The organism is Nocardia salmonicida NBRC 13393 (assembly GCF_001613085.1).
GTDB classification, from domain to species: Bacteria; Actinomycetota; Actinomycetes; order Mycobacteriales; family Mycobacteriaceae; genus Nocardia; species Nocardia salmonicida.
This window is the reverse complement of sequence record NZ_BDBR01000019.1, coordinates 35,458-56,854: the sequence shown is the minus strand read 5'-3', so window position 1 is coordinate 56,854 and position 21,397 is coordinate 35,458. Positions and strand designations below refer to the sequence as shown.

Below are 21,397 nucleotides of genomic sequence, written 5' to 3'. Positions count from 1 at the left end.
CGGTTGAATTGGACCTACACATGGTCCACTTCTTCGGCGAAGCTCATCTTATGAGCACGCACGACGTCCACCGCAACCCCCTGTCGCCGACCCCGCGCACCACGCTGACCCGCGCCAAGGAACGCGGCGTCACCGATCGCGCCGCGCTCGACGATGTGCTCGACGCGGGTCTCATCTGCCACCTGGGTGTGCTGCTCGGCGGGTCGCCGGTCGTGCTGCCCACCATCTACGGGCGCATCGGCGACACCCTCTACCTGCACGGATCCACCGGAGCCGGCAATATGCGCGCCGCGATCGACACCGATATCTCCCTCACCGTGACCCACGTCGACGGGCTGGTGTACGCCCGCTCGGCCATGCACTTCTCGATGAACTACCGCAGCGCGGTGATCCGGGGCAGGGCGGTGCTGGTCACCGACGAGGTCCAGCGCGACAACGCCCTGCGGGTGATCGTCGAGCAGGCTGCGCCGGGTGCCTGGGACCGGGTGCGGCCGCCCAACCGCAAGGAGCTGGCGGCGACGATGGTGCTGGCGCTCGACCTCACCGAGGCGTCGGTGAAGGTGCGTACGGGCGGGCCGAACGACGACGAGGGCGACATCGCGGCCGGTGGTGTGTGGGCCGGTGTGCTGCCGCTGCGACAGGTCTGGGGCGAGCCGATCCCGGCCGACAACCTCGAGTCGGGCATCGACGTGCCTGCCGATGTCGCGGACCGGGTGACATCGATCGACGTGCCGGTTCCCTAGTTCCCCGCCGCGCCGAGCGCCATCAGGTCCTTGGCCGAGACCTCGGGGAGGTAGGCCTTCGTCAGCGCGATGCCGATTCGGGGCAGGTCCGCCTCGTCGCGGTAGCACAGGTACACCGGCTCGTGGCGGGGCTGGAACTTGGCTTTGAACGAATGCAGTGACCGGAAGCCGTAATACGGTTCCATCGCGGCGCCGAGCCCTTCGAGCAGACGATCGATCGGTTCGGCGCCCTCGGTGCTCGCGCTGCGCGCCAGCGGAGCCCCCGACAGCGAAACGATCTCGGCGCCTTCTTCTTTGAACTCCTGGCATGCCGAGGCGATGAGGAATTCCACGACCGGCCGGAAGCCGTCGGGGCGCCTGCGCATCACGTCAAGGGTCCAACCGCGGATCTCGTCGCCGGGGCCGTAGACGGGTAGCCAGGAGGTCACGCCGTGCACGCTGCCCTGGGTGTCGATCGCGAGCCCTACCCGTACGTCCGGGTCCATGGCTTCCTCCACTCCGCCGAGTGTGAATCCCATTTCCGGCAGGCCCTTCTCACCCACCCATTCCTCGGAGATCGCGCGTACCTGGGCGATCACCGCGAACGGCTGATCGCCGAGTTCGACGAGACGGAACTCGATGCCCTCCTTGGTCGCCCGGTTGATCGCCGACCGGATGTCTTGCCAGGCTTTACCTTTGAACTCGAGCTCGGGCAGGTCGACGATGGTGTCCTCGGCGATCTGCACGCTGCGCCACCCGAGCTCGTCCGCGATATCCGCGACGGCCTCGGTGGTGGAGAACAGGCACGGAACCAGGCCGTGGGTTTCGCACGTGTCGGTGAAGGCGGCGATGGTGTCCGGCAGGAGTTCTTCGGGACCGATCGGGTCGGTGAGCGCGATGACAGTGCCCGCGTGGCGTTGGTAGGCGACGCACCGTTCACCGTCGTCGGCGAACCAGTATTTGTTCTCCGGCCACGTGGTCATCCACGACATGGTGCTGCCGCCGTAGCGGGCGAGCAGGGCGCGCACCGCGTCGCCGGGATCGGTGCCGGTGAGCGCGCCGTCGGAGATCCTGCGCCGGACCGGCACCCGGAACGCGCCGCGGCCGCCGTAGAGCAGGGCCACCTCACCCGCCCACAGCAGGGCGGTCCCGACGGTCACCGCGCCGGTGGTCTCGTAGTCGGTGCCGATGGAAACGCCGAGCAGCACCAGGGTGAGCACCACGTGCAGCAGGCCGTAGCCGAGGGCGACCCACCACGCCCAGTGTCTGCCCTTGCGTAACTGGTCGGCGACCAACCCGATCACCACGACCGTGACGATCGTGCTCCACAGCGAACCGCGTTCGCCCTCGGTGGGGCCGAGCAGGCTGTTGGCGGGGAAGAAGTACACCGCCACCGAGGCCGCGGCGATCACCATCAGTCCGGCGAAGGCCAGCATGCGCACCTCGCGTCGGGTGCGTGGCCAGAAGCCGTGTTCGGTTCGGCTGAAGAGCTTTTCGCCCGCGGGCAGCCACACGGCGACCGCGATGAGATGCATGAGATCGGCGAAGGTCGATTCGAACAGGAAGGTGATCGCCACGTGTGCCATCAGCAAGGCGCGCACCCGCAGACGCCACGGCGAGCGCAGGGTCGCCGAGACCGCGGCCACCGCCGAGATCGCCGCCGTGGTGAACCCGACATCGCGCACCTCGGAAAGCCGGTCGGCCCAACCGAGATGGGTGTGTGCCAGCAGCCCGACCGTCACCGACGCGCCGAGGACCCCGATCAACTGGCCCGACAGGCAGACCAGGGCGGTGCGCACGGTGCCGAGCCGCCACTCCGCCCAGCCGATCGCGGCCGCTGAAAAGATTGTCATGCAGAGGTATTGGACGGGGGTGAGCCCGAAGAACCAGCCCGACAGCGGCGTCCACCACTTGCCCTCGGTGAGCGCGAGCCAGCCGTAGGCGATATCGGGGTACCAGGAACGCTGGTCGAGCCTGCGCCAGAGGCCGCCGGTGGCGAGGCCGAGAATCATGACCGCGACCAGGAAGCCGAGAGTGAACGGCACCCGGCGGATCACGGTGTGCGCCAAGGCGACGCCGCGCGAAGGAGCTGGTTCGGTGGCAACCGCGTCGTCGTTCATGGAACCACCCTTTGCTGCGAGTGCGCCGCACCGGCGCGGTGACGTCTTCTGTGTACCGTATGTCATCGCGGTCGTACGGGGACCGCGATGCGCGCTAGGGCGGTCGAGGTGGCATCTGTGGAGGTCAGCGATGACGCGAATCACCGATCTGTCGTTGCTCACCGGATGGCTGCCGGTGGCGCTGACGGTGCTCGGCGCCGTGGGTGCGGTGTGGTTGCTGTTTCCTCGCGTACGGCGGTACGTCACGACGACCATGCCGATCGTGGTGCTGTCCGCCGTGGTGCTCACCGTGGCGCTGTACCTGTTCGTCGAAGAGGTGTGGCAGCCGTTTCCCGATCCGATCGCCGTCTCGGTGTACGTGCTGATCGGGATCGCGGTGGCCGCGGTGCTGCTGGTGGTGCCACGGATTCTGGTGCGCCGGAGTGTGGCGACCGTGGTGGTGACCGTGCTCGCGGCCGGTGTCGTGCTGGTCGCGGTGGGAGTCCGGATCAACCTCGTGTACGCGTCGTATCCGACGGTGGGCGCGGCGCTCGGGGTGGAAGAGGTCGATCGGGTGGAGGCCGGTGAGCTGACCCGGCGCGAGCGGGTGATCAGCGCGCGTCCGCTCGAGCCCGCGTGGCAAGCACCCGGCGGATTGCCCGACGGCGGGCGGATGCTGACCGCGACCGTACCGCCGACGGCGTCCGGATTCACCGCTCGCGAGGCTCAGATCTATTTGCCGCCCGCCTATTTCGCGGACCCGCGGCCACTGCTGCCGGTCCTGGTGTTGCTCGCCGGTGAGCCGGGCGCACCGCAGGACTGGTTCGTCGGTGGAAAGTTGGCCGAGACCATGGATTCCTTCGCCCGTGCGCACAACGGCCTCGCGCCGGTGGTCGTTGTCGCCGACGGCACCGGCTCCCAACTGGCCAACCCGCTGTGTTTGGACTCCGCGCTCGGCAAGGTCGCCACCTACCTGGCCGTCGACGTGCCCGCATGGACAAAGGCGAATCTGCAGATCGATCCGGATCCGCGCTCCTGGGCGGTGGGTGGACTGTCCTATGGCGGCACCTGCGCACTGCAACTGGCCACCAACTATCCCGGCGTCTATCCCACCTTCCTCGACATCTCCGGTGAGGACGAGCCCACGCTGGGCGACCGGCAGCGCACCGTGGACGCCGCGTTCGGCGGGGATACCGCGGCGCTGCTGCGGGTCAATCCACTCGATCTGCTGCGATCGCGGACCTATCCGGATTCCGCCGGTGCGTTCGTGGTCGGCGCCGATGACGAGATGTATCGGCCGCAGGTGGAGCGGATGTATCAGGCGGCGAAAGACGCGGGGATGGACGTGCGGTTGCGTATTCTGCCCGGCGGCCACAACTTCGCGCTGTGGGCGTCCGCGCTGCGCGATCAGCTGCCGTGGTTGGCCACCCGGCTCGGCCTCACACCCTGATCGGTGCCGGATTCCGCGGGGGTCGCCGGAGTACAGTCGGCGCATGTCCGAGGCGAAAACCCCAGGTACGGACGCCGGTGATGCAGCAGAGGCGCTCACCGAGAAACACATTTCCGACGCCGCGCTCGCCGTTCTCGACGCGGGCGGCAGGCAGGCTCTGTCCGTCGGGGCGGTGGCGCGGCGGCTCGGGGTCGACGCGGCCGCGGTGCACGCTCACGTGGGCAGCTCGGACGGGCTCGAACGCGTCGTGATCGAACGCGTGCTGTCGTCGGTGGCGCTCGGGCCGCTCACCGACGACGGTGTGGAGTGGACCGCGGCGGTGGTCCAGTTCGCGCTCAGTGTGCGCGGTCGGCTGTTCGATCACCCCGCGGTGCCGGAGTTGATCATGTCGGGTCCCATGGACAGCCCGTCGGCGGACGGGCCCGCGGCACGCGAAATGGCCGAGTCGCTGTTCGTTTGTCTCGCTCGCGGTGGACTACCGGCGCCCATCCGCGCGCACGGCGTCTACGCGGTGATCGTGTACGTGCTCGGCTCGATCGCCCTCGACGTGGCCGAAACCGACGGAAAGCCGCCGCTGCCAGGGGAATCCGAGCGGATCGCGGCCCGCCGCGCGGCTCTCCACGACCTGGATCCGACCCGGTGGCCGCGCACCGCGGCGCACCTCGAGGAGATCGCCGCCTGGTCCTCCGTCGATCAGTTCGTCTGGGGGCTTCGCGTACTGCTCGTCGGGATGACGGCGACCTGACGCGCGAACGCGCCGCGGGCGAGCAGGGCGGCGAAGGCCAGCAGCCACACGCTCCACAACACGTAGCCGAGGAAGTTGACGACGGCGGCGAGCTCGATGCCGAGCGGGATGACGACGCCGGTCGCGATGGCGGCGGCGCTGGTGTAGCCGAGCGCGGCGAACCACCGTGGGGTGCAGGGCCGCGATGACCAGCGCGGTCCAGATCGCGGTGAGGGTGTACCCGGCGGTTTCGCCGAGGAGGGTGCCGAGCAGGGTGTGCTGGCGTTCGAAGGTGTCCGCGTCGGTCAGAGTGGGGACCAGTAGCGGCCAGCGCAGCAGGCCGATCGTTTGCACGAGGGCGGCGGCGACGCCCGCTCGCACCGCCCAGCGCATCGTGGGAAAGCTGTCCAGCCGGCCGATGGGTGAATCGATCCCAACGTGGTGTACACCTACGTGGCGAGCCGCGCCGATCTGGAGCGCGCCGTGATCGAACGCGTGCGCTCGGCAGTTGCCCTCGAACCCCTCCGCGATCAGGGTGTGGAGTGGGCCGAGGCGGTGGTCCAGTTCGCGCTCGGCCTGCGCACCGAACTGCTCGCGCATCCGGCGGTCGCGCTGCTGATGATGTCCGGGCCGATGGACGGGCCCGCGGCGAGCGACGTCGGCGAGGCGATGTTCGAGTGCCTGGCTCGGGGCGGGTTGTCCGAGACGAGGCAGGCGAACGGCGTGTACGCGGTGATCGTGCAGGTACTGGGCGGGATCGCGCTCACGGTGGCCGAGACCGACGGAAAGCCGCCGCTCACAACGGAATCCGAGCGGGTCGCGCGACGTCGTGACGGGCTGGCCCTGCTCGATGCCGAGTGCTGGCCGCGCTCTGCCGCGCAGGTGGACGCGATGGCGGCGCGGAATTCCGAAGATCAGTTCGTGTGGGGGTTGCGTGCCCTGCTCACCGGGATAGCTGCCGGCTGACTACCAGGGGCGGGGGTGCAATCCCGCTGCCGCACAGGACTTGTCGATGGCATCGGGCAGAGAGTCGTTGTCCGCGGCGAGGCTGACGAGGGCGAGTGTGTAGGTATCGCCGAGGTGGGAGAGATAGCCCGCGAGTCGGGTGCGGGGGAAAGTGGTGATGTCGGGGTGGATCGCGCGCGCGGCTACTCGGGTGCAGTTGTGCGGCCCGACTTTTCGCACGGCTTCGGGGAGGGCGCCGATGTTGGAGCACAGGATGTCTCGCTCGCCCGCGCCTTTGCTGAGGGTGTGGGCCCAGCGGTCGGGGAGTACCTGGAGGATCTCCTCGGGAAGGCTCGCGGGGCTCGACATTCGGCGCTGATAGGCGGCTTTGGCCTTGTCGCGGATTGTCGCGGGGGAGTCGGCGCGGTGGATCGCGATCTCGGTCATCGCGAGGTCGTTGTCGACGCGTGGCTCGTCGCGGGTGTCCACGGGCAGACTCGCGATTATCGTTGGACCCGGAAATCCGTTGTGCCACAAAATATTCGCGATCAGGTGGATGAACAGGCTGTTCGCGGTTCCGTCGGCCGCGGCCGCGGTGGTGTCCCAGTGGTCCGCGTCGAAGGTGAGCAGGGTGCTGCGGACGGCGCGATCAGTGGACGTGTCGGGGGTGCTGGTCGCGGGTGGCCGCGGGATGCCTCGGCGCAGCGCATGTGCGGTGCCGCTGATGATGGTGGTCCACTGGGCGCGCGCGTCAGCCCAGTCCGAAGACGTTGTGAAGACACCTTTCCCGGCGTTGGGCAGGTCCTGCTCGTCGGCTCCGAGGGAGTCGAGGGCGACGGTGATGGCGTGGATCAGGCCACGGGCATCGGCGAGTGCGTGTGAACACGTCACGGCCACCACGGTTCCGCCGTCGTCCAGGCGCGCGGCCGACAGGCGCCATCCCGGGGTGTACTCCGGGTCGAGGTCGGTGCCGAGTCCATCGGCCCAGGGCAGGATCGCGTTCTCGACGAGTGGCCCCACGCTGCTGGAAGTGCGGTCGTCCGGGCTCATCGGTGTTGTCGGCCAACCTGCTTCGGATGTCCCGACGGCGTTCGGGAGGAGGTCGAGAGCGTGCGCTCCGGTGTTGGGCTGCCAGGCGCGGCGGGCGCCGGGGACTCGCGGGTTGACGACTCTGCGACCCAACCGGCCGCGACGTAAGCGGTCGTGAATCGCTTGCAGGAGAGCGGGTTCCATCGTATCGGTGGTGCGCCAGAGCCCCTGGAGCGCGATGGGGGTGCCCATGCCGCGGTGGGTGCGCAGGAAGATCTCGTCGACGACCGTGAGACGGTCCATCAGCGGCGGTCTGCGCTACCGTGCCTGCCCTCACCCGCGGCGAAGCGGGCGGCGCCGTCGAGCGCACCGCCGGTCAGGGCGGTCAGGCCGTGCCGGAATTCGACGCGCAGCGCCTCTTCCTCGGTGTGGCCGTACTGGTCGTACAGGGCGGCGCGGTCGGTGCGCAGACATGTTTGGGGCAGCGCCGCGAGCTGGGCGGCCAGCTCCTCGGCGACGCGGCGGGCATCGCCGGTGGGCACGACCCGGGTGACCAGGCCCATCTGCAGCGCTTCGGGCGCGCTCACCGGGCGGCCGGTGAGGATCATGTCGAGTGCGCGACCTTCGCCGACGATGCGCGGCAGACGCACGGTGCCGCCGTCGATCAGTGGGACGCCCCAGCGGCGGCAGAAGACGCCGAAAGTGGCGTCCTGCTCGGCAATGCGCAGATCGCACCACAGGGCCAGTTCGAGCCCGCCCGCCACGGCGTACCCGGAGATCGCCGCGATCACCGGCTTGGACAGGCGCAGCCGGGTCGGGCCCATCGGACCGTCACCGTCCTCGGCGGCGTGATTGCTGTTCTCGGTACCGAGGGCTTTGAGGTCGGCGCCGGAGCAGAAGGTGCCGTTCTCGCCCCACAGCACGGCCACCGAGGAGGTGGGGTCGGCGTCGAATGCGCGGAAGGCCTCCACCAACGCGCGAGCGGTCGGGCCGTCCACCGCGTTGCGGGCCTGTGGGCGATCCAGGATCACCGTCGTGACCGGGCCTGCGTGCTCGACGCGCACGGGGGGCGGAGCCGGCTGACCGGTCGATGATTCCATTCCTCGACCATACGGCCAGGTTGCCCTTGTGTGAAGAGGTGAATTAGTGGTTCACTTCTTCACATGGTGTACCGCAGGACCCCGGCCGTGCAGGCCCGGCTCGACGCGCAACGGGCGCTGATCGTGCAGGGCGCCACCGCCGTGCTCTCGCGCGACGGGTTCGCCGGGTTGTCGATGGCCGCGGTCGCCGCCGAGGCGGGAATCGCGACCGGCACCGTGTACAAGCAGTTCGAGAACAAGGCCGAGTTGGTAGCGGCGGTGTTCGAGACGGTGGTCGCCCGCGAGGTCGACGCCGTGCGGGCCGCGGTGGCGGCCGGTGACGTGGTCGGGCGGGTCACCGCGGCGGTGGAGACCTTCGCCGGTCGTGCGCTGAAGAATCCGAAACTGGCCTATGTCCTGCTGGCCGAACCCGTCGACCCCGCGGTCGACGCGCAACGGCTGGAATTCCGGCGCGCGTTCGCCGCGTCGTTCGAGACCGCCATCGCACACGGTGTCGCCGAGGGGCGTTTGCCCGCGCAGGACCCGAGCCTCACCGCCGCTGCCCTTGTCGGCGCGATCGGCGAGGTACTCGTCGGGCCGTTGGCGGCGGCTCCCCACGCCGAGACCGTCGTTCCGGAATTGGTTGCTTTCGCCGTGCGCGCGCTCGGTGCGCGCCCGGAAACGTTGTAGTCGAAGGAGTTGCAGGACATGCCGACCCACGAAGTGTTCAACCAGGCGCCACCGCTGATCCCCTTCGACGGCGCGCGCAACCCCGCGCTGCTGGAAGGCCTGCACCGCGAAGGGGCAGGCTGGGCCGAAGCGGAAGTGCGCGAACTCGGTGCGCTGGCAGGCGGTTTCGAGGCGCAGGAGTGGGGCAGACTGGCCAACGAGTACCCGCCGGTGCTGCACACCCACGATCGGTGGGGTAATCGGGTCGACGAGGTGGAATTCCACCCGCACTGGCACGACCTGATGAAGGTCGCGGTGGCGCAAGGCCTGCACGGTTCGCCGTGGCTGGACGAGCGGCCGGGCGCGCACACCGCTCGCGCCGCCAAGTTCTTCACCTGGGGCGCCGCGGACGCCGGGCACATGTGCCCGATCTCGATGACCTACGCGGTGGTGCCCGCGTTGCGCCACAATCCCGAACTGGCCGCCCGCTTCGAGCCGCTACTCGGTTCACGCACCTACGATTTCGGGCTGCGCGAGCCGTCGACCAAGGCCGGGCTCATCGCTGGCATGTCGATGACGGAGAAGCAGGGCGGCTCGGACGTCCGGGCCAACACCACCACCGCCACACCACAACCCGATGGTTCGTACCGCATCGTCGGGCACAAGTGGTTCACCTCGGCGCCCATGTCGGACATGTTCCTCACCCTCGCCCAGGCCCCCGGTGGCCTGTCGTGTTTCCTGCTGCCGCGCGTGCTGCCCGACGGCACCCGCAACCCCCTCCGCATCCAGCGACTGAAAGACAAGCTGGGCAACAAGTCCAACGCGTCCTCGGAGATCGAGTACGAGAACGCCACCGGCTGGCTCGTCGGCGCCGAGGGGGCAGGCGTGAAGACGATCATCGAGATGGTCAATATGACCCGCCTCGACTGTGTGATCGGCTCGGCCACCGGCATGCGGCTCGGCGCGGTGACCGCGATCCATCACGCCAGGCATCGAGAAGCGTTCGGCGCCAAGCTGATCGACCAGCCCGCGATGCGCAATGTGCTCGCCGACCTCGTCGTCGAATCGGATGCCGCGACCACGGTGATGATGCGACTGGCCGGCGCCACCGATCGCGCGGGCAGCGATCCGGCCGAAGCGGCGCTGCGCCGGATCGCCCTCGCCATCACCAAATACTGGGTTTGCAAGCGTGCTCCCGCCCACGCCGCCGAGGCGCTGGAATGTCTCGGCGGCAACGGATATGCCGAGGAATCGGGGATGCCGCGGCTGTATCGCGAGGCGCCGCTCATGTCGATCTGGGAGGGTTCGGGCAATGTGGCGGCGCTGGACGCGCTGCGCGCCATGGGACGTCAGCCCGAAACGGTCGAGGCGTACTTCGCCGAGGTCGGTCTCGCTCGTGGTGCCGATACGCGCCTCGACGACGCGATCGACCGTGTCGGCAAGGAACTCACCGACCTGTCCGACATCGAATATCGCGCTCGACGCGTCGTGGAACTCATGGCACTGGTCCTGCAGGGCGCGCAGCTGGTGCGGCACGGACATCCCGCCGTCGCGGATGCCTTCTGCGCGACGCGCCTCGGCGGTGATTGGGGCATCGCCTTCGGCACGCTGCCGGCCGGTGCGGACACGGGCGCGATCCTCGAGCGCGGATACGTCGACGTGCGCTGAGTCCGATGTACTCACCGATGTCCGGTGCGCTCGTCGGTAGGGTACCCAGGTGACCTGGGCGAGTGGGGTGCTGTCGGTGAGCGAACTGGCTCAACGGATTCCGATGCGCCGTGCGCGGTTCCTGCTCGGGATCGCCGGGCCGCCCGGCGCCGGGAAGTCGACACTGGCGCAGCGGCTGTGCGCCGAGTCGATCACGTCGGGGCGTCCTGCGGTGGTAGCGCCGATGGACGGCTACCACCTGCGAAATGAGGTGCTGCGGGCGCGCAACGCCCTGGCGCGCAAGGGTGAGCCGGATACCTTCGACGCGGCCGGGTTCGTCGCGGATCTGCGGTTGCTGCGGGAAACACCGGTCGGCGCGCCGGTGCCGTGGCCGCTGTTCGATCGCACGATCGACGAGCCGACCGACGGCGGCGTGGTCGTGTGTGACGAGCGGGTGGTCATCGTCGAGGGCAACTACCTGCTGCTGACCGATGCCGAGGCGCCGGGTTGGGCGGAGGTCCGCGGGCTGCTCGATGCGTGCTGGTACCTGGACGCGCCGCGTGGAGTACTCACCGAACGACTCATGGACCGCCACACCGCCGGCGGTCGAACGCCGGATCAGGCACGGGAGAAGGTGACGGGGAGCGATCTGCGCAACGCCGATCTCATCGCAGCGAGTAGGGGCCGCGCTGACCACGTGTTGACCGCCGCGGGGCACGGCTACCGGGTGACCTGATCCGTTTCTAACGGGCTGCTCCGACCTGCTCGGCGCGTGTGCGCGGAAATCGGCGGCTTCGGGGCAATCATGGAGTGATGACGCGAGATCGGCGGTTCCCTCATCATGTGATGCGCAATGGTGCGGCGGCGTTTTGCTCGGTGTTGCTGTACTACAGCGTGCCAGTGGGTTGGGCGTTCGAGCTCGATGCGTGGCCGGGGCGGTTGCTGGGGGTGTGTCTGTTCCTGGCCGGGCTCGCGGGAATCGGCTGGCTGGTCTGGCGGCGGATCGATAACTACCTCAGGGCGCCGACCGCCATGGGTGCGCAGGTCGACGGATTACTGCTGCTCGTGTGCGTCGTCGGCGTGGTGTTCGCCCTGTTCTATTTCCGGTTGCAGCAGCTTCATCCGGATCAATTCGACGGGCTCGAAACCCGCACCGATGCGCTGTATTACACGCTCGCCACGCTCGGCACCGTCGGTTACGGCGATGTGCACGCCGCCGGTCAGGCGGCGCGGATCGCGACGATGGTGCAGATCGTGTTCGACCTGGTGGTGCTCGGCACCCTGCTCACCATCATCACTACCAGCGTGACCGGCCGGGTCCAAGCCGCGACTCGCGCAGCGCGGGAAGCGCGCGAAGTCAGCGGCGGTGCGACCGATACCACTCGATGAGCTCGTCGGTCGACGAATCACCCACCGACACCGGCTTTTCCGGCTCGCTGAGCAACGGCATCAGGGCTAGCGCCTGCTGCTTGCCCAGTTCGACGCCCCACTGATCGAAGCTGTCGACGCCCCAGATGATGCCCTCTACGAACACCTGGTGCTCGTAGAGCGCGATCAGTTGCCCCAGCGCCGACGGTGTGAGCTCCGCTGCCAGGATCGTGGTGCTCGGCCGGTTGCCCGGCATCACCTTGTGCGGCACCAGTTCCGGGTCGGTGCCCTCGGCCCGGATCTCCTCGGCGGTCTTGCCGAAGGCCAGCACCTTCGACTGCGCGAACAGGTTGCTCATCAGGATGTCCTGCATGCTGCCGGTGCCGTCGCGGGTCGGCAGGTCGTCGGTGGACCTGGCGAAGCCGAGGAAGTCGGCGGGGATCAGGCGCGTGCCCTGATGCAGGAGTTGGTAGAAGGCGTGCTGGCCGTTGGTACCCGGCTCGCCCCAGAAGATCTCGCCGGTCGACGAGGTCACCGGAGTGCCGTCGGCGCGCACCGACTTACCGTTGGACTCCATCGTCAATTGCTGCAGATAGGCCGGGAATCGACCCAGGTCGTTCGAATAGGGCAGCACCACACGGGATTCGGCGCCGAAGAAATTCGAGTACCAGATGCCCAGCATCGCCAGCAGCACCGGTGCGTTCTCTTCCAGCGGTGCGGTCGCGAAATGCTTGTCTATGGCGTGCATTCCGCCGAGGAACTCCGCGAACTTCTCCTTGCCGATGGTCACCATCACCGAAAGGCCGATCGCTGAATCCACCGAATAGCGACCGCCGACCCAATCCCAGAAACCGAACATGTGCGCGGTGTCGATTCCGAAGGCGGCCACCCGTTCCGCGTTCGTCGATACCGCGACGAAATGCTTGGCGACCGCTTCCTCGCCCAGCGCGGCGACCAGCCAGCGGCGCGCCGCGGTCGCGTTGGTGAGGGTTTCCAGTGTCGAGAAGGTCTTCGACGCGACGACGAACAGGGTGGTCGCCGGGTCGAGTCCGGCGAGCTTGGCGACCAGATCGGTGGGGTCGACGTTCGAGACGAAACGGGCGGCGATGCCCGCGTCGACATAGTGGCGCAGCGCGCGATAGACCATGTCTGGCCCCAGATCCGAGCCGCCGATGCCGATATTGACGATGGTCTCGATGCGTTTTCCGGTCGCGCCGAGCCACTCGCCCGAGCGCACCGAATCGGCGAATTCGCCCATCCGGTGCAGGACGTCGTGCACCTCGGCGTCGGCGTCGGTGCCGTCGATACAGAGCTGGTCGCCGACCGGAAGGCGCAGCGCGATATGGCCGACAGCGCGGTCTTCGGAGGTGTTGATGTGCTGACCCGAATACATCGCGTCGCGGCGCTGCGGCACACCAGCCGTGTGCGCGAGATCGATGAGCAGGCGCAGAGTTTCGCGGGTCACTCGATGTTTGCTGTAGTCGATGTGCAGGTCGGCCACCCGCAGCGTCAACTCGCGGCCACGTGCCGGGTCCTCGGCGAACAGTTGCCGTAGATGCATCGGCGCAACGGTGCGGTGATTGCCGTGCAGTGCCTGCCAGGCCGCCGACGCGGTGATGTCGCTGCTGCTCACGACCCGAGGGTACCGCGTTATTTGCGCGCTGGCGCGCGGGTGTCCGCGGCCCTGAGGGGCCGCCGGTCAGGCACCGTTGCTTGCTCCTTCGTCGCCTACGCAACGGCGCCTGACCGGCGACCCGGCCGCGGGGAGAGGAAAGTGGTGATCGTCCGACTCGGTGTTCGGGTGCTGGCTGGGGCGGCGGGCTTAGGCTGGGCGCATGGTGTCTGAACGCGATGTACTCGAATTCGTACCCAAGGGGTTGTGGATCGGCTCCGGACCCGTCGAAGCCACCGGGGGTGGGACTTTCGACGTCCGCAATCCGGCCGACGGGACGGTGATCGCGCAGGTGGCGGACGCGACCCCCGAGGACGCGATGCGGGCGCTGGACGCGGCCGTCGCGGCGGGGGACGCGTGGGCCGCGACGCCGTCGCGGGAACGGGGCGAAATCCTGCGAACGGTGTTCGAGCAGCTGACCGCGCGGGCGGAGGAATTCGCGCTGTTGATGACGCTCGAGATGGGCAAGGCACTCGCGGAGAGCCGCAATGAAGTCCGCTACGGTGCCGAGTTCTTCCGCTGGAACAGCGAAGAGGCGGTGCGGATTCACGGACGGTATCTGAACGCGCCCTCGGGGACAGGGCGGATCATGGTCGCCAAGCAGCCGGTGGGGCCGTGTCTGGCGATCACGCCGTGGAATTTCCCCCTCGCGATGGGCACCCGCAAGATCGGGCCCGCGCTGGCGGCCGGCTGCACGATGATCGTCAAGCCCGCCTCGGCGACACCGCTGACCATGCTGGCGCTGGCCAAGCTCTGCAGCGAAGCCGGCCTGCCCGACGGGGTGCTGTCGGTGGTCACGACGCAGCGTTCCGGGGCTGTCACGGGCCCGCTGATCGACGATCCCCGGCTGCGCAAGCTCACCTTCACCGGCTCCACCGAAGTCGGCAAGAAACTCGTTTCCGCCTCCGCGAACCGGTTGCTGCGCACGTCCATGGAATTGGGCGGCAACGCACCGTTCGTGGTGTTCGACGATGCCGATATCGACGCCGCCGTGGCCGGTGCGATGCAGGCGAAGCTGCGCAACGGCGGCGAAGCGTGCACGGCGGCCAACCGGTTCTACGTGCAGCGCGGTGTGGTCGCCGAGTTCACCGAGAAGTTCGTCGCCGCGATGGCCGACACCGTCGTGATGGGTCCCGGCACCGATTCCGCGACCACCCTCGGCCCGCTGGTGAGTGAGGACCAGCGCGAGATCGTGAGCGACCTGGTCGACGATGCTGTCTCCGTCGGCGCGCGAGTTCTGATCGGCGGCAAGGCCCCCAGCGGTCCGGGGTGGTACTACCCGGCCACGATCCTGGCCGATGTGCCGCCCACCGCCCGCATCCTGCGCGAGGAGGTATTCGGCCCGGTGGCTCCGATCGTCGCCTTCGATACCGAGGACGAGGGCGTCGCCGCCGCCAACGACACCGAATACGGGCTGGTCAGCTACGTCTTCACCCGAGACCTCGATCGCGCGCTTCGGATCTCGGAGGCTTTGGAAAGCGGCATGGTGGGCGTCAACCGTGGCGTCATCTCCGACCCCGCGGCCCCATTCGGCGGGGTCAAGGAGTCGGGCTTCGGTCGCGAGGGCGGCACCGAGGGCATCGAGGAATACCTGAACACCAAATACATCGCCCTGACCTGAGCCGGGCGAAAAAATAACCGCCCCGGGGATGGTGTCGCACCCGGGGCGGCTTTTCGGAAGCGGCGAACTGGCTGGTCCGCCGCGAGGTCTGTGGTCTGGGGCTAGCGGCCGAGTCGGCCGCGGCCGAGGCGGAGCAGGAGCATGGCGAGGGTGTGGCCCTCCTGGCCGAGCTCACTGAAGCGCTCGAGCACCTTCATCTCACGGCTGTGGACCAGGCGCGTACCGCCGGAAGCCATGCGGGTGCGGCCGATGATCCGGGAAATTTCGCTGCGGCGTTTGATCGCGGCGAGGATCGTGGCATCGAGCTGATCGATCTCGAGGCGGAGCTTGTCGATCTCGGCTTCGGACTGCGGCAAGGCCGAATCGGAGCCGGTGGTCGTAGCGGGGGTGCTCATCATTCATCTCCTCGTGTCAGAACTTGGATCGGTCAAACCGAACGGCCTGTTACCCGATCTGTTCCGTCACCCTGAAACTTTCCCGATGGGCGGTACATGATCCCCCGGGAGTACACACAAGTCGTACTCGCCGCCACGATATCGGATCGGCCTCCGATCCGGGCATGCGGAGAAGCGCTGACCATGTCGCCCAGTCTGCCATGGGGCGCTAGGTAGGCAAAACAGTTCAGTTTGTGAATTCGCTGAGAACGTTCACCAGCGCTGCTCGCGCCTACCTGGTCGAGTTCACCCGTAGTTTGCCGAGCTGCCGCCTGCCGGCCACCTCGGCGGCCGCGGTTCGCGGCTTGTCGGTGGCCGCCGGTAGCGTGGACAGACGATGGACATCACGGTCGCTCCCCACGCCTCAGCCACCGATCCCAGCGAACCGGCGCCCGCGCCGAGCGGTGCCGCGCTACCGCCTGCGGACGGTGGTGGAAGCGGTGCGTCCGCGCTGGCTCAGGCGGCGGCCAGGAACAGCGCCGAACAGTCCCAGCGCCGCCAGGAGCGCGAACAGCAGCGCGCCGAGGAGATCGAGCGACTGCTCGACGGGCTCAACCCGCCCCAGCGTGCCGCGGTGATGCACGCGGGGTCCCCGCTGCTGATCGTGGCGGGCGCCGGCTCGGGCAAGACCGCGGTGCTCACCCGTCGAATCGCGTATCTGCTCGCGGCGCGGGGTGTGCGCACCGGCGAGATCCTGGCCATCACCTTCACCAACAAGGCCGCCGCCGAGATGCGCGAACGCGTCGCCGGGCTGGTCGGTCCGCGCGCGACCAGCATGTGGGTGTCGACCTTCCATTCCAGCTGCGTGCGCATTCTGCGGATGCAGGCGGCGCTGCTGCCCGGCTTGAATTCGAATTTCTCGATCTACGACGCGGATGATTCGCGTCGTTTGCTGACGATGATCAGCCGCGATTTCGAGATCGACACGAAGAAGTATTCCGCGCGGTTGCTGTCGACGGCCATTTCGAATCTGAAGAACGAACTGATCGGTCCGGAAAAGGCCGCCGCCGACGCCGAAGCCGACGACACGGAACTGCCCGCTCTGGTCGCCAGGGTCTACGCCGAGTACCAGCGGCGGTTGCGCACAGCCAACGCGATGGACTTCGACGATCTGATCGGCGAGACCGTGGCGCTGCTGCAGAACCATCCGCAGGTGGCCGAGTACTACCGGCGCCGGTTCCGGCATGTGCTGGTCGACGAGTACCAGGACACCAACCACGCCCAGTACGTGCTCGTGCGTGAGTTGGTCGGGCATCACAGCGAGTCGGAGGAACAGGCGGTCGAGCCGAGCGAGTTGTGCGTGGTCGGTGACGCAGACCAGTCGATTTACGCGTTCCGTGGCGCCACGATCCGCAACATCGAGGAATTCGAACGCGACTTCCCGGATGCGGAAACCATTCTGCTGGAGCAGAACTACCGCTCCACCCAGCACATTCTGTCCGCCGCCAACGCGGTGATCTCGCGTAACGAGGGCAGGCGCGAGAAGAAACTGTGGACCGATTCCGGCGAGGGTGAACTGATCACCGGCTACGTCGCCGACAACGAACACGACGAAGCCTCCTTCGTCGCCAAGGAAATCGACCGGCTCGTCGACACGGGCGATGCCAACTACGGCGACGTGGCGGTGTTCTATCGCACCAACAACAATTCGCGTGCGCTGGAAGAGATCTTCATCCGAATGGGCCTGCCGTACAAGGTCGTCGGTGGCGTGCGGTTCTACGAGCGCAAAGAAGTGCGTGACGTGGTGGCATACCTGCGCGTGCTGGAGAATCCCGAGGACGCGGTGAGTGTGCGCCGCATTCTCAATACGCCGCGTCGCGGGATCGGCGATCGGGCGGAGGCGTGCGTGGCGGTGCACGCCGAACAGCGCGGTATCGGTTTCGCCGCGGCGCTGCGTGACGCTGCCGATGGCAAGGTCGCGTTGCTGAATACCCGTGCGCAGCGGGCCATCGCGGGATTCCTCGATCTGCTCGACGAGATTCGGGTGGCAGGCAAGCGAGCCGACAGCGACTACCCCGATGTGGGCAACGTGGTCGAGGCGGTGCTCGACCGCACCGGATATCGCGGCGAACTGGAAGCCTCCGACGATCCGCAAGACGGCGCCCGGCTCGACAACCTCAACGAATTGGTCAGCGTCGCACGCGAATTCAGTTCCGAGGCGTTCAACAATGCCGAGGCGGCGCGCGAGGAAGGGCTGGTGCCGGAGGCGGGCGACGGTGAGCCCGAGCCGGGATCGCTGGCGGCTTTCCTCGAGCGGGTGTCCTTGGTCGCCGATACCGATCAGATCCCGGACGAGGGCACGGGTGTGGTCACCATGATGACGCTGCACACGGCCAAGGGGCTGGAATTCCCGGTGGTGTTCGTCACCGGTTGGGAGGACGGGCAGTTCCCGCACATGCGGGCGCTGGGTGATCCGAACGAGCTCGCCGAGGAACGCCGGTTGGCCTATGTGGGGATCACGCGGGCGCGGCAGCGGCTCTATCTTTCGCGCGCGGTGGTGCGGTCGGGGTGGGGGCAGCCGGTGTCCAACCCGGAATCGCGTTTCCTGCAGGAGATTCCGCAGCATCTGCTGGATTGGCGCAGGCTGGAGCCGGTGATCTCACCGGTGCAGCGGGGGCGGCGTCGGGGTGAGGACAGCGGCTTCGATCGGGACTGGACCAGTGGGAACGGGTGGGATCAGCGGCCCGGAGTGCGTGGGGGATCCGGCGAGCGCAGGCCGGCGCCGGGCGGTGCGGTGAAGCGCAACAACACGGAGTTGGTGCTGGCCGTGGGCGATCGCGTCACCGACGACAAGTATGGGTTGGGGCGGGTTGTCGCGGCCGATGGTGTGGGTCCGTTGGCTACGGTGACCATCGACTTCGGGTCCGCCGGCAAGATCCGGCTGATTCCGCAATTCAGTCGGACCATTGTGAAGTTGTGAGGTGGTTGGGCAACCTAACGGTCGAGCTCCCGGACGGCACCCGGAATACGCGGTGAGGCGGAACCGAGCAGGTCTGTCAGGGCTTCGTCGAGGGTGGGGTAGCGGAACTCGAAGCCTGCCCTGTGGAGGACTTCGGAGGTGGCGTGTCGGCCGGTGAGGCCGAGGGCCGGGTCGGTGCGCAGGGCTACCGCGCCTATCTTCAGGATCGCCGAGGGGGTGGGGGGTGATGCGGGACGGTGCAGGATTCGGCGGAGAGTGGCCATGAGTTCGGCGTTGCGGACCGGGAATGCGGTGGCGGCGACGAGGATGCCGTCGGGGAGGGCGACGGTCGGGTCGAGGCCGAGGCAGGTTCGGACGATGGCCAGCCAGTCCTCGATATGGATCCAGCTGAACCACTGATCGCCGGGGCCGACGCGGCCGCCGAGACCAGCCTTGGTGAGCTGGCCGAGGCGTCTGAGGGCGGGGGCGTCGGGGTCGAGAACGATGGAGGTGCGCAGCACCGTCCAGTGGGCGGCGCGCGCGGGATCGAACGCCTCCTCCCACGGCTGGGCCACGCCGGTCATCTGCGGGAGCCCGACCGGGAGGGGAGTTGTTTCGGTGCACCGGGTTTCGCCCGCGTCCGACCAGATGGCCGTGGTGCTGGCTTGCACCCAGTAGTCGACGGGGGTGTCGCGCAGGCCCGCGGCGGCGACCAGAGCGGCGGTGGAATCGACTCGGCTGGAGCGCAATTCGGCGATATTGCGTTCGGTCGGCCTGCAGTCGACCAGCTTTCCGGCGAGGTTGATCACCGCGAGCCGACCGGGTTCGCGCAGTTCGGCCGACCAGGAGCCGAGCGAGCGGCCGTCCCATTCGGTCTGGCGGAACGGGAGATCGGGGTTGCGGCGGCGGGTCAGCAGGGTGACGCGCTGTCCGCGGCAGGTCAGATCGGCGGCGATCTGGAGTCCGAGTGCGCCGGTACCGCCCGCGATGACGACATTCAGCGCGCTGTCGACGGGGGCGAGTCCGGCCAGCCGGGCCAGGCGCGAGAAGTTCACGCGCGCATCGGTTTCGATGAAGGGGCGAACGACAGTGCGCGCCGCACCGGCGGAGGGGCCGGTGAAGCGGAGTTCCTGGGTGATCTCGGTGCCACCGTCGCGGGGCGTCAGCCGCCAGGTGAGATACATGGTGCCCGCGGGTTCGGGCTGCTCGATCCCGAGCTCACGATTCGGTTCGAAGGTGGTGACAGTGAACGCTTTTGCGAACCGCCTGTGGATCCGGGCCGAGACGTTCCCGTTGGGCAGATAATCGCCGGTGGCCCCGACAGCGAGCGGTGAGTGCATCCGCACCGATCGCACTCCGGGATTCCACTCCGGCCACTGCTCGAGATCCCCGAGCACACCCCACACCAATTCCGGTGCGAGCCCGATGAACTGCGTGTACTTCGTCGTACCAGCCATACCGCAACGCTAACCCCACCCCCGACAGAGCGGAAGCGTGCTACCGGTCACGTAGAAGCGACTTCACGCCACGTCAGTCGCGCTGGGCGCCCAGGCTGATGCCGCGGGTGGCGAGCCACGGGACCGGGTCGATCTTGTCGGTGCCGTTGAGCCAGACCTCGAAGTGGCAGTGCGGGCCGGTGGAGAAGCCGCGGTTGCCCATGGTGGCGATCTGGTCGCCCGCCATCACGCGCTCGCCCTGCGAGACGGTGGCGGTGTCGATGTGGCCGTAGATGGTGACGGTGCCGTCGTCGTGCAGGACGCGGACCCACATGCCGAAACCGGAGGCCGGGCCCGCTTCGATGATGGTGCCGTCGGCGACCGCGTAGATCGGGGTGCCGATCGGGCCGGCGACGTCGATGCCGAGGTGCTGGACGCCCCAGCGGGCGCCGAAGCCGGAGGTGTAATTACCCGAGGTGAACTTGGTGAACAGGGGCCGCAGCTTGGCGGATTCCTGGGCGGCGAGGTCTTCGGCGAACTTGGCGCCCTTGGCGAGGATGTCGTCGAAATGGCTCTTGTCGGCGACGCCGGTGGCGTCGAGTACCTGCGGCGAAGCGCCGGTGCCAGGGTCGCCGACGTCGGCGGTGCTCATCGACTGGGCGGCGATCTCGTGGACCTGGCCCGCTGCCTCGTAATCGATGCCGTGTGCGGGCTGGCCCGGATCGGCCATAGCCGCCTGACCCGCGGCGACAACAGCGCCCGCGGCGACGGCGATGACCGCGGCGCGGCCCTTCAGCGCGGCGGGCGGCGCGGGGACGCGGTGTGCGCCGCCGCGACGTTCGGCGCGGCGCGGCGCGGGCCGCTCTTCCGCGGTGGTCTCTTCGGCCACGGGCGCCCAGTCGGCGCCGTACGTGCCGGTGTCATAGGACTCGTCCGCGGTCCATTCGTCCTCGGCGGGCGTCCATGCCGCGTCGTCGGACCAGGTGTTCTGATCGCGCCACGCATCGTCGGTCTGCGGCCATGCGGCGGCGGGGGCTCGACGGGTCTGCGGATGCGACGTGTATTCGTCGGCATACCGGTAACGGCGGTCGGAGCTGGTGCGATTTTCGACTGGAAGGGTGGAGCGGTGGTTCATCGGCCGTACCGAATCGCCAGCTGTTCCAAGCGAGTACTGAAGTACCTCAAGCTTGTCGTCCTCCTCAGTCCTGACTTGCCAGTCGTGACCTGGTTGTCGTGACCTGGTTGTGACTTCGACCGCATTGACGGTAACGAAGCGATTGCAGAGTGGCAAGCGCTGGTCGAAAACCTACACCTGTGTGTGACATTCGTCACCGTAACGCGGAGGAATAACTCACCGTTTTCCGGCATCTCGGGTGAGGTCTGTCGACGACATAACGTAGTAGATGCCGGGGTGTCCGGGCTTTAGGTGGCCCTACCTGCCAAGGCGCGGGCAAACGGCGAAAAACTACTCGCCAGTAGCCTTGGCCAGCGGTTTTCCGGGGCTCCCGTTATGGGTCGTGACCTGCGCCACTTACTATGAACGTGGTCGTTTAGCCCTCCCCGTGACTAGCTACAGTCCGATCCGACCCGCTACCGACGTCGG

The 21,397-nt window shown here is 68.1% G+C and carries 17 protein-coding genes and 1 pseudogene; 10 read left to right on the top strand and 8 right to left on the bottom strand.

Annotated features, from left to right (window positions below; all coding sequences use genetic code 11):
• The first annotated feature begins 50 nt into the window (after nucleotides 1-50).
• Entirely contained in the window at nucleotides 51-743 is a 693-nt protein-coding gene (locus tag NS1_RS21040) for a pyridoxamine 5'-phosphate oxidase family protein (protein WP_062986998.1), read from the top strand.
• On the opposite strand, the gene NS1_RS21035 is transcribed toward NS1_RS21040, so the two are convergent.
• Nucleotides 740-2,842 carry a bifunctional lysylphosphatidylglycerol flippase/synthetase MprF gene (locus tag NS1_RS21035; RefSeq protein ID WP_062986997.1) on the bottom strand — a complete coding sequence of 701 codons (2,103 nt, stop codon included), beginning with the start codon at nucleotides 2,840-2,842 and terminating at the stop codon, nucleotides 740-742. The two genes, NS1_RS21040 and NS1_RS21035, sit on opposite strands and share 4 nt — an antisense overlap.
• Before the next feature lie 130 nt (nucleotides 2,843-2,972).
• Between NS1_RS21035 and NS1_RS21030 the strand changes: the two genes are divergently transcribed.
• The 3 genes from NS1_RS21030 to NS1_RS21020 all read left to right on the top strand — a co-directional run bounded on the left by NS1_RS21030 (nucleotide 2,973) and on the right by NS1_RS21020 (nucleotide 5,961).
• Nucleotides 2,973-4,271: an alpha/beta hydrolase gene (locus tag NS1_RS21030; protein WP_062986996.1), complete on the top strand. Its 1,299-nt coding sequence runs from the start codon at nucleotides 2,973-2,975 to the stop codon at nucleotides 4,269-4,271.
• A gap of 43 nt (nucleotides 4,272-4,314) precedes the next feature.
• Complete coding sequence (locus NS1_RS21025; RefSeq protein WP_063816217.1) at nucleotides 4,315-5,016, top strand: TetR/AcrR family transcriptional regulator; 702 nt, start codon at nucleotides 4,315-4,317, stop codon at nucleotides 5,014-5,016.
• A 417-nt stretch (nucleotides 5,017-5,433) separates the two neighbouring features.
• Nucleotides 5,434-5,961: a TetR/AcrR family transcriptional regulator C-terminal domain-containing protein gene (locus tag NS1_RS21020; RefSeq protein WP_062986995.1), complete on the top strand. Its 528-nt coding sequence runs from the start codon at nucleotides 5,434-5,436 to the stop codon at nucleotides 5,959-5,961.
• Here NS1_RS21020 and NS1_RS21015 read toward each other — a convergent pair whose 3' ends face one another.
• Both NS1_RS21015 and NS1_RS21010 read right to left on the bottom strand, forming a co-directional pair.
• Entirely contained in the window at nucleotides 5,962-7,272 is a 1,311-nt protein-coding gene (locus NS1_RS21015) for a hypothetical protein (protein ID WP_063816216.1), read from the bottom strand.
• The gene (locus tag NS1_RS21010; RefSeq protein ID WP_062986993.1) at nucleotides 7,272-8,069 is read right to left on the bottom strand and encodes a crotonase/enoyl-CoA hydratase family protein; all 798 of its coding nucleotides are present in this window, start codon (nucleotides 8,067-8,069) and stop codon (nucleotides 7,272-7,274) included. The genes NS1_RS21015 and NS1_RS21010 overlap by 1 nt, the downstream gene beginning before the upstream one ends.
• A gap of 63 nt (nucleotides 8,070-8,132) precedes the next feature.
• Between NS1_RS21010 and NS1_RS21005 the strand changes: the two genes are divergently transcribed.
• From NS1_RS21005 to NS1_RS20990, 4 genes are all read left to right on the top strand, one after another.
• Nucleotides 8,133-8,738 carry a TetR/AcrR family transcriptional regulator gene (locus NS1_RS21005; RefSeq protein WP_062986992.1) on the top strand — a complete coding sequence of 202 codons (606 nt, stop codon included), beginning with the start codon at nucleotides 8,133-8,135 and terminating at the stop codon, nucleotides 8,736-8,738.
• An 18-nt stretch (nucleotides 8,739-8,756) separates the two neighbouring features.
• A complete protein-coding gene (locus tag NS1_RS21000) occupies nucleotides 8,757-10,385 on the top strand; it encodes an acyl-CoA dehydrogenase family protein (protein ID WP_062986991.1) in 1,629 nt (542 codons plus the stop codon).
• Between the two features lie 49 nt (nucleotides 10,386-10,434).
• Nucleotides 10,435-11,100, top strand: coding sequence for a nucleoside/nucleotide kinase family protein (locus tag NS1_RS20995; RefSeq protein ID WP_084503880.1), 666 nt, complete (start codon nucleotides 10,435-10,437; stop codon nucleotides 11,098-11,100).
• 77 nt (nucleotides 11,101-11,177) lie between these two features.
• The gene (locus tag NS1_RS20990; protein ID WP_084503879.1) at nucleotides 11,178-11,753 is read left to right on the top strand and encodes a potassium channel family protein; all 576 of its coding nucleotides are present in this window, start codon (nucleotides 11,178-11,180) and stop codon (nucleotides 11,751-11,753) included.
• Here NS1_RS20990 and pgi read toward each other — a convergent pair.
• Nucleotides 11,722-13,365: a glucose-6-phosphate isomerase gene (pgi, locus tag NS1_RS20985; protein ID WP_062986990.1), complete on the bottom strand. Its 1,644-nt coding sequence runs from the start codon at nucleotides 13,363-13,365 to the stop codon at nucleotides 11,722-11,724. The genes NS1_RS20990 and pgi overlap by 32 nt on opposite strands.
• Nucleotides 13,366-13,567: 202 nt before the next feature.
• On the opposite strand from pgi, the gene NS1_RS20980 reads away from it, so the two are divergent.
• Nucleotides 13,568-15,025: an NAD-dependent succinate-semialdehyde dehydrogenase gene (locus NS1_RS20980; RefSeq protein WP_062986989.1), complete on the top strand. Its 1,458-nt coding sequence runs from the start codon at nucleotides 13,568-13,570 to the stop codon at nucleotides 15,023-15,025.
• Between the two features lie 101 nt (nucleotides 15,026-15,126).
• Here the strand turns inward: NS1_RS20980 and NS1_RS20975 are convergent, their stop codons facing one another.
• On the bottom strand, nucleotides 15,127-15,420 hold the full coding sequence (locus NS1_RS20975) for a chorismate mutase (RefSeq protein WP_056816138.1): 294 nt from the start codon (nucleotides 15,418-15,420) through the stop codon (nucleotides 15,127-15,129).
• A 616-nt stretch (nucleotides 15,421-16,036) separates the two neighbouring features.
• Here NS1_RS20975 and NS1_RS20970 point away from each other — a divergent pair.
• On the top strand, nucleotides 16,037-18,379 hold the full coding sequence (locus NS1_RS20970) for a UvrD-helicase domain-containing protein (protein ID WP_235569487.1): 2,343 nt from the start codon (nucleotides 16,037-16,039) through the stop codon (nucleotides 18,377-18,379).
• A gap of 14 nt (nucleotides 18,380-18,393) precedes the next feature.
• Here the strand turns inward: NS1_RS20970 and NS1_RS42470 are convergent, their stop codons facing one another.
• From NS1_RS42470 to NS1_RS20960, 3 genes and pseudogenes are all read right to left on the bottom strand, one after another.
• Nucleotides 18,394-18,642, bottom strand: coding sequence for a DUF1731 domain-containing protein (locus NS1_RS42470; RefSeq protein WP_373864354.1), 249 nt, complete (start codon nucleotides 18,640-18,642; stop codon nucleotides 18,394-18,396).
• A gap of 333 nt (nucleotides 18,643-18,975) precedes the next feature.
• Nucleotides 18,976-19,815: pseudogene (locus NS1_RS42465) on the bottom strand (SRPBCC family protein); the annotation flags it as partial.
• 73 nt (nucleotides 19,816-19,888) lie between these two features.
• Nucleotides 19,889-20,929, bottom strand: a complete 1,041-nt coding sequence (locus NS1_RS20960; protein ID WP_062986988.1) for a M23 family metallopeptidase — start codon at nucleotides 20,927-20,929, stop codon at nucleotides 19,889-19,891.
• Nucleotides 20,930-21,397: the final 468 nt, after the last annotated feature.

Bases quoted from the DNA above. Each gene is read 5' to 3' on its own strand.
- NS1_RS20990 (WP_084503879.1), top strand. From the start codon at position 11,178: ATGACGCGAGATCGGCGGTTCCCTCATCATGTGATGCGCAATGGTGCG.
- NS1_RS20975 (WP_056816138.1), bottom strand. From the start codon at position 15,420: ATGAGCACCCCCGCTACGACCACCGGCTCCGATTCGGCCTTGCCGCAG.
- NS1_RS21025 (WP_063816217.1), top strand. From the start codon at position 4,315: ATGTCCGAGGCGAAAACCCCAGGTACGGACGCCGGTGATGCAGCAGAG.
- NS1_RS21035 (WP_062986997.1), bottom strand. From the start codon at position 2,842: ATGAACGACGACGCGGTTGCCACCGAACCAGCTCCTTCGCGCGGCGTC.
- NS1_RS21040 (WP_062986998.1), top strand. From the start codon at position 51: ATGAGCACGCACGACGTCCACCGCAACCCCCTGTCGCCGACCCCGCGC.
- NS1_RS20960 (WP_062986988.1), bottom strand. From the start codon at position 20,929: ATGAACCACCGCTCCACCCTTCCAGTCGAAAATCGCACCAGCTCCGAC.
- NS1_RS21000 (WP_062986991.1), top strand. From the start codon at position 8,757: ATGCCGACCCACGAAGTGTTCAACCAGGCGCCACCGCTGATCCCCTTC.
- NS1_RS20980 (WP_062986989.1), top strand. From the start codon at position 13,568: ATGGTGTCTGAACGCGATGTACTCGAATTCGTACCCAAGGGGTTGTGG.
- NS1_RS42470 (WP_373864354.1), bottom strand. From the start codon at position 18,642: ATGGCCACTCTCCGCCGAATCCTGCACCGTCCCGCATCACCCCCCACC.
- NS1_RS21005 (WP_062986992.1), top strand. From the start codon at position 8,133: ATGGTGTACCGCAGGACCCCGGCCGTGCAGGCCCGGCTCGACGCGCAA.
- NS1_RS21030 (WP_062986996.1), top strand. From the start codon at position 2,973: ATGACGCGAATCACCGATCTGTCGTTGCTCACCGGATGGCTGCCGGTG.
- NS1_RS20970 (WP_235569487.1), top strand. From the start codon at position 16,037: ATGCACGCGGGGTCCCCGCTGCTGATCGTGGCGGGCGCCGGCTCGGGC.
- NS1_RS21015 (WP_063816216.1), bottom strand. From the start codon at position 7,272: ATGGACCGTCTCACGGTCGTCGACGAGATCTTCCTGCGCACCCACCGC.
- NS1_RS21010 (WP_062986993.1), bottom strand. From the start codon at position 8,069: ATGGAATCATCGACCGGTCAGCCGGCTCCGCCCCCCGTGCGCGTCGAG.